Origin of the sequence: Achromobacter sp. HZ01, from assembly GCF_003267925.1 — a bacterium.
GTDB classification, from domain to species: domain Bacteria; phylum Pseudomonadota; class Gammaproteobacteria; order Burkholderiales; family Burkholderiaceae_B; genus Achromobacter; species Achromobacter pulmonis_A.
The window spans coordinates 307228-320159 of sequence record NZ_LWKV01000001.1; the positions used below are offsets into that span (position 1 = coordinate 307228).

Genomic DNA, 12932 nt, shown 5'->3' on the forward strand with positions numbered 1-12932 from the left:
TCAGGGCTGGGGCTTCTTGGCGGGATCGCCGCAGCCCTGCATGTCTCCCATCTTGGCCATGTTCTCGCGGATTTCGTCCGGCGTCAGGTCGAACTTGTGCGTGGCGATGGACCAGCGGTGGCCGTAAGGGTCCACCACCTGGCCATAGCGGTCGCCCCAGAACATGTCGGCCGGCGGCATGGTCACCTGGGCGCCGGCGGCGACGGCCTGCTTGATGGCCGCGTCCACGTCTTCCACGTACAGGTGCAGCGTGACCGGCGTGCCCTTGAGGGCCTTGGGGCCCAGCGAGCCCCATTCGGGGAAGTCGTCCATCAGCATCAGCACCGAGTCGCCGATGCGCACGGCCGCGTGCATGACTTTGCCGTTGGGTCCGGCCAGCCGCGTGATTTCCTGGGCGTTGAACGCTTTCTTGAAAAAGTCGATGGCTTGCGCCGCGCCTTCGCACACGATGTGCGGGGTCAGCGTGTGCATGCCTTCGGGGATGGGCTTGCTTGCAGGGGTGTTCATGTGGATCTCCGATATTGGGTTCAGTCGCCGACCAGCGTGCGGAATCCCCCCCAGCACATCCGCTTGGTGTCGAACACGCCTTCGCAGCACATGTCCTTCAGGCGCGGATCGGCCATGACCTTGGCGTTGATGCGGTCCCGCTCGGCCCGGCTGGCGTACAGAATCCAGGCGAATACGACGGTCTCGCCTTCGCGCGCGCCGGCCGCGGCGGTGAACGAGCCGAAGCCTTCGCCGTCGATGTCGTCGGCCGCGCCTTCGCGGTAGTCCAGCGCGCCGTGCTCGAGCCAGATGGTCCGGGCCAGGCTGGACATCTTCTGGTAGGCGTCCAGGTTGGCCGTGGGCACGCTCAGTAGAAAGCCGTCTATGTACTTTTCCATGATGAACTCCTGGTGTTGTTCTGATGCGCCCGGCGGCCCCGCGAGCCGCCTCTGGGCACATGCCGGAGCGGGTTCCGGTGTATGTCACTGTATCGGGATCCGGCGCGCTTTCAGATAGGTAATTGCGACATTCTTGAGGGTGGATTGCGACAGCCGCCAGGCGTATGCTTTGCAGGATGAAAAACATCGCTTTCCTGCTGCCCCGCGGGGCCAACATCGCGTCCCTGGAAACCGCCCGGCACGGCTTCCTGGTCGCCAACGAATACCTGGCCGCGCACGGGCGCGAGCCCCGGTTCAAGGTATGCACGCTGGCCCTGACACGCGAGGTCAGCCTGGACGACGGCCGCATCACCGTGCAGGCCGACATGGTGCTGGACGAGGCGGCGGACATCGACATCTGCATCGCGCCGCCGCTGCTGGGTTCGGTGTCGGACGCGGTGCTGTCGAACCGCGAGCTGATCGAATGGCTGGCGCGCCACCACCGCGCCGGCGGCGAGGCCGCAAGCCTGTGCATGGGCGCCGCGCTGCTGGCGGCCGGCGGCCTGCTCGACGGCCAGCAGGCGGTGGTGCACTGGGTCGCGCAGAACCTGTACGCCAGCATGTTTCCCAACGTGCGCTGGGTCAGCGACCGCGTGGTCATGGCCGACAATGGCATCTACACCAGCGGCGGCGCGTTCTCGGCCGCGCACCTGGTGCTGCACCTGATCGAGAAATACACCGACCGCGAAACCGCCATCTGGTGCGCCAAGTACTTCCAGCTGGACTGGAGCCGCCAGAGCCAGCTGCCGTTCTCGGTGTTCATGGGCCAGAAGGCGCATGCCGACGAGGTGGTGCGCGCGGTGCAGGACTACATCGAAGGCCGCTACACGGAGAAGATCACGGTCGAGGAACTGGCCGGCCGCCACGCGATGGGCCGGCGCACCCTGGAACGGCGCTTCCGCCAGGCCACCGGCAACAGCATCGTGGAATACCTGCAGCGGGTGAGGGTGGAAGCGGCCAAGAAACGGCTGGAGACCTCGCGCAAAAGCGTGGCCGAGGTCATGTACGAGGTCGGCTACAACGACACCAAGGCCTTTCGCGACATCTTCAGCAAGTACTGCGGCATGTCGCCGGTGGGTTACCGCGAGCGGTATCACTTCCAGTAGGATGGGTAGAGCGCGAGAGCCTTTATGCAAGAACGCAAACAACCTGCGCGCGTAACCCATCGGTCCGCACCAAGCTATCTGGACGTTGTCGCCCACATCCGGTCTCTATACCACGCGGTGAACTTCATCGCCCCCGCAAGCGCGGCCAGCGTCACCGCGATCGCGATGCCCTGCGGCAGCTGCGGGCGGTAGACCAGCAGCGCGTCGGTCGCCGCCATCACGGCGAAGGCCAGCGCCCAGGCGGCGGCGATCGCGTATTTCATGCGCGCGAAGCTGCGGGCCTTCCAGACGTATTCGGGTTCTTTTTCGCGCGCGTAGGCCAGCGTGAACGGCCGGCGCAGCGCCAGGGTCAGCAGGATGATGAACAGCAGCCCGGTGTCCACCCGCAGGCGCGCCTCGGAGATGGTCCAGGATTCGCCGTCGACCATGGGCGCGTACAGCGTCAGCCCGGCGAACAGCACGAAGGTGCCGGTCTCCATCAGCTTGACGCGGCGCTCCGGACTGATCCAGTCGCGCAGCACCAGCCCGGCCGATACGATCGCGCCAGCGGCCAATCCTTCCAGCACCCCGACAGCCCTTTCGATGATGACAAACACGATGAAGGGCGCGAACGCCAGCAGGATGTTCATCTTGATTCCCCAACCCTTGAGCTTGAGCACGCTCATTGCGCGTTTGCCGCGCCACAGTGAGTATCAAGACGCGAACGGTGTCTATTTCTGTCTGTCGTCCAGGATGAAGCATGTCGGGCCGCTCGTCCATCGGCCGCCGGGACGCATACCCAAGGATGAAATCCGCCATGCGTAGCAATCGCCGGCGTCCTACATGCGTTCGCCGGGCAGTTCGCTGGCCTGCCTGACCCAGTCCAGGAACTGCGCCTCGTCCAGCGCATCGTTTTCGTGGATGTCCAGATAGCGCGTCGCGGGGTGCTTGGACGCGCCCGGCGGAATTGGACTCAGCGAAGCGCCGCGGAAGAAGGCCACCTTCACGTAGCGGGTGAAGCAATGGAAGCTGAGAAACCAGCCCTGGCCCTCGACCCCGTAAAACGGCGAATTCCATTTGACCGCCTTGTGCACGCCGGGCACGGCGCGCACGATCAGCGCGTCCAGGCGCCGGCCCAGCGCGCTCTTCCAGCCGGGCATGGCCGCGATATAGGCCTGCACCGGCGCGTCGCCTTCGCCCTTGGGGATCTGGGGATTGCCGCCGGACAGCAGCACGGGCTGTCCGGGGGCAACGGAGGCGCTTTTGGCGGCTCGCTTATCGGTCATGTTCGGCATCCTGGCGCATGCATGGATTAGACCTGGAGCATTAATCCCGCGATGCGGCTAGGCATCGTCGGGCATCTCGGCCTCGACCAGGCGCCTGAGCTGGTCCAGCGAATCCTGCCAGCCCAGGTAGCACATCTCCGTGGGGATGGCCTCGGGAATGCCTTCCTGGCGGATGGTGATTTCCGTGCCGCAGGATACCTGGCGCAGCGTGACGCTGGTCTGCATGTCGCCCGGCAGGCTGGGATCGTCGAACCGGTCCGAATAGCGGATTTTCTGGTTGGGGATCAGTTCCAGGTATTCGCCGCCGAAATCGTGGCTGTGGCCCGTGCCGAAATTGCGAAACGCCATCTTGTGCACGCCGCCGACGCGGGCGTCGAGCTGATGCACCAGGCAGGTGTAGCCGTAGGGGGGAAGCCAGCGCGCGACGGCGTCGGGTTCCAGGAAGGCCCGATAGAGGCGATCGGGCGTGGTGCGCATGACGCGATGGAGATTGACAGTACCGGTAGCCATGGTGAGTCCGCCTTTCGAAGAGTTTGCGTACTGACACGACGTACCAGTGAAGCGGAAATCGACACGGCAGGCCTAGGGGAAAACCCTGGAAATCCACAAACCGTTACGAAGTCGAGGCCGATTCGCCGCGGGCCGGTCGCTTGCGCCGCCGGCGCGCGGCCAGCCACTTGCCGGCCACGATGACCAGCAGCGCGCCCGCCAGCTCCACGCCCAGCTTGAGCGGCGCGGCCGGCTCGCCCCAGCGCTCGACGATGAAGATGTCGGTGATCAGCATGCCGCCGGCGATCCAGCCCAGCAGCCCGGCGCCGAAGGTCACCGCGATGGGGAAGCGGTCGATCAGCTTGAGCACCAGGGTGCTGCCCCACACGATGATGGGCACGCTCACGCACAGCCCGAAGATGACGTAATACAGCTGGTGGTCGGCCTGGGCGTTCTGCGCCGCGCCGGCGATGGCGATGACGTTGTCGAGGCTCATCGCGAAATCGGCCAGGATGATGGTCTTGATGGCCGACAGCACGCTGGTGCCCGCGGCGATGTTGCCGTGCGCGTCTTCCTCGGGGGCGAGCAGCTTGATGCCTATCCATACCAGCAGCAGGCAGCCCAGGGCCTTCAGGAAGGGGATGTCCAGCAGCACCAGCGCGAAGGCGATCAATAGCACCCGCAACAGCACGGCCCCCGCCGTGCCCCAGAGTATGCCCCGCATTCGTTGCCGCGGCGGCAGATTGCGGCAGGCCAGCGCGATCACGACGGCGTTGTCGCCGCCGAGCAGGATGTCGATGAGAACGATCTGGAATATGGCGCCCCAATGGAACGTCTCGATGGCCTCGAGCATAAGTCTCCCGCCGCGAAGAAACGATGGGGCGCAGTAGGCGACGCGTTGCCGCCGCTGCGGATTTTTCAACCATTCTAGGCAAGCGCGCGGCCCGGGCGGCCAGTACTGGCGCTGTGTTCATGGTTATGCGCGGCCCTCAGTACAGCTCGGGCACCTGCCTTACCGGACGGTCCGGCTCGCGGTAGTCGCCCGGCTTCTGGCGCTTGGGCAGCTTGACCTTGGGCCGCGGCACGGACTCGTACGGAATGCTGGCCAGCAGGTGGCGGATGATGTTCAGGCGCACCCGCTTCTTGTCGTCCGATTGGGCGACGTGCCACGGCGAAACGTCGGTGTCGGACGCCTCGAACATATCGTCGCGGGCGCGCGAATAGTCGTACCAGCGGCTGTACGAGTCCAGGTCCAGCCGCGACAGCTTCCAGATCTTGCGTTCGTCGTTGATGCGGGCCTGCAGCCGGCGCGTCTGTTCTTCCTGGCTGACCTCCAGCCAGTACTTGAGCAGCAGCACGCCGGAGCCGATGATGGCGCGCTCGACCAGCGGCACGGCCTTCAGGAAATTGTCGACGTCTTCTTCGGAGCAGAAGCCCATCACGCGCTCGACGCCCGCGCGGTTGTACCAGCTGCGGTCGAAGATCACGACCTCGCCCGCGGCCGGCAGATGCGGCAGATAGCGCTGTATGTACATCTGCGTTTTCTCGCGGTCGGACGGCGCGGCCAGGGCCACCACGCGGAACACCCGCGGGCTCACGCGTTCGGTGATGGCCTTGATGGTGCCGCCCTTGCCGGCGCCGTCGCGCCCTTCGAACAGGATGCAGACCTTGGCGCCGGTGCGCACGACCCATTCCTGGAGCTTGACCAGTTCGACGTGCAGGCGTTCGAGCTCACGGTCGTACTCCTTGGCCGAAAGCCTGGCCGGCGCCGACTTTTTATCCTTTTCTGCCTTCTTTCGAGCGTTCATGGCGGCACTCCGGAGTGCATGGCTGGAAACCTGCGTGCGCGTCGCGCGTCGCGGCGCGCAATCGAATTTAGCGCCGGACGGCGGGTTTTGTACATCGGCGCAACGGGGTCATCCCGACCCTCGTCTCTTCCTGTCCACACCCCTCTGGCGGGAAGCAAAAAAGGCTCCTAGAATCGATGCGCAAGTTGACATTCCGTCATGCAATCGCGGCATCCAGACCAGGAGACCCGTCTTCTTTGGATTTTGACCGCCCGGCCCGGGCGCCCGGCTGAAAATGCCAGGCCGCCGAGCCGGGTCCACGGGCGCCGCGCGCGCCGTTGCGGCTAGGTTCTGATCGATCCGATATCCATCGATGTCGCTGCGGACTTGTACGAATCGGCTGCTGCTGATGGGCGTGTTCTGCCTGGGCGGCTGCATGAAACTCGGGCCGGACTTCCAGCCCCAGCACGCGTTCTGGGCCGACGGCTGGGACACGCCGGCGCTGCAGCAGGCCACCCGCGCCGGGGTCGAGCCCGACGCGCGCCAGTGGTGGCGCATCTTCGACGATCCCGTCCTCGAATACCTGATCGGCCAGGCCGACGCCGGCAACGGCGGGCTGCGCATTGCCGGCCTGCGCATCATGGAGGCCCGCGCCCAGCTCGGCATCGCCCGCAGCGGGCTCTATCCCCAGGTCCAGGTGGCGGGCGCGGACGCCCTGTACACGCATCGCGCCTCGCGCTCGGCCCTGGGCACGCCGCAGCCCAGCAGCTTCTGGCAGTACAGCGCGGGATTCGATATCGGCTGGGAGCTGGATTTCTGGGGGCGTTTCAGTCGCGCCATCGAGTCGGCCGACGCGGCGTATTTCGAGGCCCAGGCCAACCGCGAGGACGTGCTGGTGCTGCTGCATGCCCAGGTGGCCGACAGCTACTACACGCTGCGCACCGCCGAGGCGCGGCTGCGCATCGCCCGCGGCAACGCCGCCATCCAGAAGCGCAGCTACGAGATCACGCAGCGCCTGTACGCCAGCGGCGAGACCGACGAGCTGGACCTGCAGCAGGCCAAGACCCAGTACCTGAGCACGCTGGGCACCATTCCCCAGTTCGAAAGCCAGATCATGCGCGCGCGCAACGCGCTGGCCGTCCTCATCGGCCGCCCGCCCGGCCCCATCCCGCAACTGGCCGAGAAAGAGGCGGTCGTCCCGCTGGTCGACCGCGCGGTGCTGCAGGACGTGCCCGCCAACCTGCTGCTGCGCCGGCCCGACGTGCGCGCCGCGGAATTGCGCATCGCCGCGCAGTCGGCCCAGATCGGCGTGGCCGAGGCGGACCTCTATCCCTCGCTGACCCTGCTGGGCAGCATCGCCTGGACCGCCACTTCGCTGGCCGGAACCGGCGGCGGCGCGGCCCTGCTGGCCGGACCCAGCCTGAGCTGGAACGTGTTCGACCACGGCCGGCTGCAGAACAACGTGCGCGTCCAGGACGCGCGCCTGCAGCAGCTGATCGTCGCCTACCAGGACGAGGTGCGCGAGGCCGCGCGCGAGGCCGACGACGCCGCCAGCGGCCTGATCAAGGCCGTGGAGCGCGACCGCATCCTGCAGCAGTCGGCGCAGGCCGCCGAGCGTTCGCTGGCGCTGGCCAACGCGCTCTATCGCGAGGGCTATACCGACTTCCAGCGCGTGCTGGACGCGCAGCGCGCCGTGGCCTCGCAGCAGGACGCCTACGTGGTCAACCGCGGCGGCGCGGTGGGCGACCTGATCGCCTTGTACAAGGCCCTGGGCGGCGGCTGGCACACCGGCGAGCCGGTGCTGGACGCGGCCACCCGGCAACAGATGGAGCGGCGCACCGACTGGGGCGACCTGCTGGCCGAACCGCAGGCCGCGCCGCTCGCGAAGAAGGGGAAAGCCGATGAATGAACCGCAGCCCGCCGCCGCGCCTGCGCCGTCCGACCCTGCCCGCAAGGGCGTGGGCTGGGTCGCGCTGCTCATCGTGCTGAGCCTGGCCTGGTATCTGCTGGCCGACCGCTATACCCCGTATACGCAGCAGGCGAGGGTGGAGGCCTTCGTCATCGCGGTGGCGCCGGAAGTGTCGGGACGCGTGACCAAGGTTTACGTGCGCAACAACCAGGACGTGCAGGCTGGCGCCGTGCTGTTCGACGTGGACCCGGAGCAGTACCGCATCGCGCTGGAGCGCGCCCGCGCGGACCTGGAATCCATGCGCAGGCAGATCGGCGCCAGCACCGCCGGCATCGATTCGGCCCAGGCCTCGCTGCGGGCCGCGCAGGCCAACGAACTGAAGGCGCGCCAGGACAGCGGCCGGCTCGAACGCCTGTACCGCGAGGACCGCGGCACGGTCTCGCTGCGCCGGCTGGAGATCGCCCGCGCCAGCCTGGAGCAGGCCGTCAGCCAGGTCGCGGCGGCGCGCGCCGAAGTGCAGCGGGCGCGCGAGCAGGAGGGCGGCAGCGACGAGGACAACGCCAGGCTGCGCAGCGCCGCGGCCGCCGTGCAGAAGGCCGAGCTGGACCTGGCCAACACGCGGGTGCGCGCCAGTTCGCCCGGATTGATCACCGACCTGCGCACCGACGTCGGCCAGTTCGCCGCCGCCGGCAAGGCCGTCATGACGCTGATCCCGATCCATGACGTCTGGATCAGCGCGGAGATGACCGAGAACAACCTCGGCCATATCGAGCCGGGCACGCCGGTGGGCATCGTGCTGGACGCGCGTCCCGGCCGCATCTTCGACGGCCGGGTGCGCAGCGTGGGCTATGGCGTCAACGTCGGCCCGGGCACGCCGCCGGGCGGCCTGCCGACGGTGCAGAACAGCCGCGACTGGCTGCGCCCGGCGCAGCGCTTTCCGGTCATCGTCGAGTTCGACCGGGACGACCTGCCCGAACTGCGCGACGTGCGCGTGGGCGGACAGGCCGAAGTGATGGCGTTTCCCAGCTCCGGCAATCCGCTCAACCTGCTGGGCCGCGCCTATCTGCGCCTGATGAGCTGGCTTTCCTATGCCTACTGACGCCATTGCCGACGGCCGCGATCCGCGCGGCGTGCGCGCCCTGCGCCTGGGCGTGGGCGTCGCGCTGTGCGTGGCGATCGGCTTCGGCCTGGACCTGCCCATACCGATGGTCGCGCCGGTGCTGGGCGTGTTCCTGCTGGCCGGCATGAACCAGCCCTTGTCGGCCCGGGCCGGGCTGGGGTTGGTGGCGGCGGTCGGGCTGGCCACGGCCACCGGGCTGCTGCTCAGCCCGCTGCTGCGCTATTACCCGCTGGCCGGCGTGCTGCTCATCGGCCTCTGTCTGTTCCTGGCGTTTCGCGCCGGCATGCGCGGGGCCAACGGCGTGCTCACGATGTTCCTGATCATCGGGCTGACCATCATCGCCGCGGCCGGCACCATCGATTTCCGGCTGGCGGCGCTGGCGGTCGAAGCGCTGGCCAAGGGCCTGCTCGCGGCCGTCGCCGTGCTGGGCTGTTGTCACTGGCTGTTCCGCGAGCCGGCGCTGGCGCCCAAGCCGCCGGCCGCGCCGGTCCTGCCGCCGGACCAGGCCGCCCGGATGGCCTTGCGCGCCACGCTGGTCGTGATGCCCGCCTTCCTGCTGGCGCTGACCGATCCGCTGGGCTACATGCCCATCATTCTGAAGTCGGTCAGCCTGGGGCGGCAGGCCTGCGTCACGGCGGCGCACGGCGCGGCGCGCGAACTGCTCGGCTCCACGCTGCTGGGCGGGCTGCTGGCCGTGCTGTTCTGGTGCGCGCTGAGCCTGTGCGTCAGCCTCTGGATGTTCTTTCTGTGGATGCTGCTGTTCGGCCTGCTGGCCGCGCGCAAGCTGTACCGGCTCAGTCCCACCCGGCATCCGCCGAGCTTCTGGCTCAACACGCTGGTGACGCTGGTCATCCTGCTCGGCCAGTCGGTGCAGGACAGCGTCGCGGGCAAGGACGTCTACACCGCCTTCGCCGTGCGCATGGGCCTGTTCATCGCCGTCACGCTGTACGCCTGCCTGATGCTGCGGCTGTTCGAACCGCGCCGCCGCGCGCCACGTCCGCCGGGGCCGTCAGTCCCGGCTTATTCAGACACCTGAAGAGGAGTCAGCCATGTCATCGCCGGAAAACACGTCTCAAGCCGCTCCCAGGGCGGGGTGGCGCTTCAAGTGCGGAATCGCGCTTTTCATCCTGGCCTTCGCGCTCTGGTTCCTCATCCCGATCGCCGCCGCCCTCGACGTGCCGGGCTCGCGCATCGCCGCGTTGACCGGCACCATCTTCATCGCCAACAAGGTGCTGCTGCTGACCTGCGTGGCCGTGATGGGCAAGGAGGGCTTCCAGCAGCTCAAGGCCATCGTCTTCGGGCATGCCAAACGGCTCGCGCCGGTGCAGAAGGTGGGTCCGGTGCGCCATGCCATCGGCCTGGCGATGTTCCTGATTCCCATCCTGACCTCGATGCTGGAGCCCTATGTGGATCAGCTGTGGCCCGGCCTCAGGCCCAATATGTGGCAGCTGCAGGTGCTGGGCGACGTGATGCTGATCGCCAGCTTTTTCGTGCTGGGCGGGGACTTCTGGAGCAAGCTGCGGGCGCTGTTCGTGAGGACGGCGTAGCCCCCCGCATCCGGGCAAAAACGGGTTGACACGATTTATGCTCAACACTAGCATAAATCGTGCCCTTTTTTTTGATCCACAAATACTCAAAATGAGTATATTGTGACGGAGACGCCCATGAATGCCCGGTCCAACGAATTTGACCTGCCCGCCGCCGCCGACCGCGTGCGCACGCTGCTGGCGCGCGAAGGCGCGGTGCTGGTGGCCCATTACTACGTGGACGCGGCCCTGCAGGAACTGGCCGAGCAGACCGGCGGCTGCGTCGGCGATTCGCTGGAAATGGCGCGCTTCGGGCGCGACCATCCGGCGCGCACGCTGGCGGTGGCGGGCGTGCGCTTCATGGGCGAGACCGCCAAGATCCTGAGCCCGGACAAGCGCATCCTGATGCCGGACCTGGAAGCCACCTGCTCGCTGGACCTGGGCTGCCCGGCCGCGGACTTCGCCGCGTGGTGCGACGCCCATCCCGACCGGACCGTGGTGGTCTACGCCAACACCAGCGCCGCGGTGAAGGCGAGGGCGGACTGGGTCGTGACCTCGTCCATCGCGCTGGACCTGATCGCCGCGCTGCACGCGCGCGGCGAGAAGATCCTGTGGGCGCCCGACCGCCACCTGGGCGCCTACGTCCAGCGCCAGACCGGCGCCGACATGCTGTTGTGGCAGGGCGCCTGCGTGGTGCATGACGAGTTCAAGGGCGTGGAGCTGGAACTGATGCGGGCCGAACATCCGCAGGCCCGGGTGCTGGCCCACCCCGAGTCGCCCGAGCCGGTGCTGGCGCAGGCCGACGTGGTCGGCTCCACCACGCAGCTGATCGACGCCGCCCGCCGGCTGGATACGGACACCCTGATCGTGGCGACCGACCAGGGCATTCTGCACAAGATGCGCGCGCAGGCGCCGGGCAAGACTTTCCTGGCCGCGCCGACCGCGGGCGACAGCGCCACCTGCAAGAGCTGCGCGCACTGTCCCTGGATGGCCATGAACGCGCTGTCCAGCCTGGCCGACGCGCTGGAACACGGGCGCAATGAAATCCTGCTGGACCCGGCGCTGGGCCTGCGCGCCAAGCGGCCCATCGACCGCATGCTGGATTTCGCCGAACGGCGCAAGCGCCGCGTGCAGGCCAGCGGCGACCTGGCCCGCGACGGCGCGCTGTACGCGCGCGTCGGTCCGGCCTGATTTCTAACCGGAGAACGGGCGCATGGAATTCGACGTCATCATCATCGGCAGCGGGTTGGCGGGCCTGGCCGCGGCGTTGGAGCTGGCCCCGCGCCGGCGGGTCGCGCTGGTGTCCAAGGGCGGGCTGGCCGACAGCGCCAGCAACCGCGCGCAGGGCGGCATCGCCGCGCCGCTGGCCGCCGGCGACAGCGTGCAGGCGCACGTGCGCGACACGCTCGTGGCGGGCGCGGGGTTGTGCGATGCGTCCGCAGCCCGCGCCATCATTGGGCAGGCCTGCGGCGCCATCGACTGGCTGCGCGAACAAGGCGTGGCGTTCAGCGCCGATTCCGGCGGCCTGCACCTGACGCGCGAAGGCGGGCACGGCCAGCGCCGCATCGCGCACGCGGCCGACGCCACCGGCCGCGCCATCGTGGCCGCGCTGGGCGCGCGGGCGCGCGCGACGCCGGGCATCACGCTGCTGGAGCGGCATTGCGCCGTGGACCTGCTGCTGCCGGGCGCGCCGGCGGCGTGCCGCGGCGTGCGCCTGCTGGATCTGCGCGGCGCGCGGGTGTTCGACGCCGCCGCCGCGCACGTGGTGCTGGCCAGCGGCGGCGCGGGCCAGGTCTATCGGACGACCACGGCGCCGCCGGCCGCCACCGGCGACGGCATCGCCATGGCGTGGCGCGCCGGCTGCCGCGTCGCCAATCTGGAGTTCACGCAGTTCCATCCCACCGGCCTGCATCATCCGCAGGCCGACGGTTTCCTGATTTCCGAGGCGGTGCGCGGCGAGGGCGGCCTGCTGCGCCTGCCCGGCGGCGAGCGCTTCATGCCGGCGCACGACCCGCGCGCCGAACTGGCGCCGCGCGACATCGTGGCGCGCGCCATCCAGGCGGAGATGTCCGGCCGCGGGCTGGACTGCGTGCAGCTGGACATCAGCCACCAGCCCGCGGAATTCCTGCGCGCGCACTTTCCCACCATCCACGCGCGCTGCCTGGCGCTGGGCATCGACATGGCCGCCGTGCCGATTCCCGTCGCGCCGGCCGCGCACTACACCTGCGGCGGCGTGGTCGCCGACGTGTCCGGCCGCAGCGATCTGCCGGGGCTGTACGCGGTCGGCGAGGCCGCCTGCACCGGGCTGCACGGAGCCAACCGGCTGGCCAGCAATTCCTTGCTGGAGTGCGTGGTGACGGGCAGGGCGGCGGCGCGGGACATCCTGCTGCATGGCGCGGCGTCCGGCCCGGCGGGCGGACTGGAACTGGCCGGCGACGCGGCGGCCGTCGCGCCGCCGGCCGCGGACCTGGCGCGGCTGCGGCACGAGCTGCGCGCAGTGATGAGCCGCGACGTGGGCGTGGTGCGCAGCGATGCGGGCCTGCGGCGCGCGGCCGCAACCACCGGCGCGCTGCGCGCCGAAATGCAGGCGCGCTTCGAGCGCGAGGGCGCCAGCCTGGAAATGCTGGAGCTGCGCAATCTGGCGCTGGTGGCCGACCTCATCGTGGCCGCGGCGCGCGCCCGCGCCGAGAGCCGGGGCGCGCACTTCAACCGCGATCGCCCGCCGGCCGAAACCGCCGACGCGCACTGCGCCGCGGCGCTTGCAATACCGTAGAATACCGGCGGCCAAGCCCGCTCATCGTCGAGCA

The 12932-nt window shown here is 68.8% G+C and carries 14 protein-coding genes; 7 read left to right on the forward strand and 7 right to left on the reverse strand.

Annotated elements, in window-relative coordinates; translation table 11 throughout:
- Together A6B37_RS01400 and A6B37_RS01405 are read right to left on the reverse strand one after the other, a co-directional pair.
- Window positions 1–507, reverse strand: a complete 507-nt coding sequence (locus tag A6B37_RS01400) for a VOC family protein (protein ID WP_111824694.1) — start codon at window positions 505–507, stop codon at window positions 1–3.
- A 20-nt stretch (window positions 508–527) separates the two neighbouring features.
- On the reverse strand, window positions 528–884 hold the full coding sequence (locus A6B37_RS01405) for a DUF1428 domain-containing protein (RefSeq protein WP_102772324.1): 357 nt from the start codon (window positions 882–884) through the stop codon (window positions 528–530).
- A gap of 164 nt (window positions 885–1048) precedes the next feature.
- On the opposite strand from A6B37_RS01405, the gene A6B37_RS01410 reads away from it, so the two are divergent.
- Window positions 1049–2029: a helix-turn-helix domain-containing protein gene (locus A6B37_RS01410; RefSeq protein WP_102772323.1), complete on the forward strand. Its 981-nt coding sequence runs from the start codon at window positions 1049–1051 to the stop codon at window positions 2027–2029.
- A 74-nt stretch (window positions 2030–2103) separates the two neighbouring features.
- Here the strand turns inward: A6B37_RS01410 and A6B37_RS01415 are convergent, their stop codons facing one another.
- The 5 genes from A6B37_RS01415 to ppk2 form a co-directional block, all read right to left on the reverse strand.
- On the reverse strand, window positions 2104–2694 hold the full coding sequence (locus A6B37_RS01415; protein WP_246842344.1) for a hypothetical protein: 591 nt from the start codon (window positions 2692–2694) through the stop codon (window positions 2104–2106).
- Between the two features lie 153 nt (window positions 2695–2847).
- A complete protein-coding gene (locus A6B37_RS01420; protein WP_168202098.1) occupies window positions 2848–3294 on the reverse strand; it encodes a DUF1801 domain-containing protein in 447 nt (148 codons plus the stop codon).
- 57 nt (window positions 3295–3351) lie between these two features.
- Window positions 3352–3804 (reverse strand): SRPBCC family protein, encoded by a 453-nt coding sequence (locus A6B37_RS01425; RefSeq protein ID WP_102772320.1) that lies wholly within the window; start codon window positions 3802–3804, stop codon window positions 3352–3354.
- A 103-nt stretch (window positions 3805–3907) separates the two neighbouring features.
- Window positions 3908–4636 (reverse strand): TerC family protein, encoded by a 729-nt coding sequence (locus A6B37_RS01430; protein ID WP_102772319.1) that lies wholly within the window; start codon window positions 4634–4636, stop codon window positions 3908–3910.
- A gap of 136 nt (window positions 4637–4772) precedes the next feature.
- A complete protein-coding gene (gene ppk2 / locus A6B37_RS01435) occupies window positions 4773–5591 on the reverse strand; it encodes a polyphosphate kinase 2 (RefSeq protein ID WP_102772318.1) in 819 nt (272 codons plus the stop codon).
- Window positions 5592–5943: 352 nt separating this feature from the next.
- On the opposite strand from ppk2, the gene A6B37_RS01440 reads away from it, so the two are divergent.
- The 6 genes from A6B37_RS01440 to nadB all read left to right on the forward strand — a co-directional run bounded on the left by A6B37_RS01440 (window position 5944) and on the right by nadB (window position 12898).
- Window positions 5944–7479 (forward strand): TolC family protein, encoded by a 1536-nt coding sequence (locus tag A6B37_RS01440; protein ID WP_111824696.1) that lies wholly within the window; start codon window positions 5944–5946, stop codon window positions 7477–7479.
- Window positions 7472–8578: an HlyD family secretion protein gene (locus tag A6B37_RS01445; RefSeq protein ID WP_111824697.1), complete on the forward strand. Its 1107-nt coding sequence runs from the start codon at window positions 7472–7474 to the stop codon at window positions 8576–8578. Before A6B37_RS01440 ends, A6B37_RS01445 begins: the two co-directional genes overlap by 8 nt.
- On the forward strand, window positions 8568–9635 hold the full coding sequence (locus A6B37_RS01450; protein ID WP_111824698.1) for a DUF2955 domain-containing protein: 1068 nt from the start codon (window positions 8568–8570) through the stop codon (window positions 9633–9635). The genes A6B37_RS01445 and A6B37_RS01450 overlap by 11 nt, the downstream gene beginning before the upstream one ends.
- A gap of 13 nt (window positions 9636–9648) precedes the next feature.
- The gene (locus A6B37_RS01455) at window positions 9649–10146 is read left to right on the forward strand and encodes a transporter suffix domain-containing protein (protein ID WP_111824699.1); all 498 of its coding nucleotides are present in this window, start codon (window positions 9649–9651) and stop codon (window positions 10144–10146) included.
- A gap of 117 nt (window positions 10147–10263) precedes the next feature.
- Window positions 10264–11316, forward strand: a complete 1053-nt coding sequence (gene nadA / locus A6B37_RS01460) for a quinolinate synthase NadA (RefSeq protein ID WP_102772313.1) — start codon at window positions 10264–10266, stop codon at window positions 11314–11316.
- A 22-nt stretch (window positions 11317–11338) separates the two neighbouring features.
- Window positions 11339–12898: an L-aspartate oxidase gene (gene nadB / locus A6B37_RS01465; protein WP_111824700.1), complete on the forward strand. Its 1560-nt coding sequence runs from the start codon at window positions 11339–11341 to the stop codon at window positions 12896–12898.
- Window positions 12899–12932 lie beyond the last annotated feature (34 nt).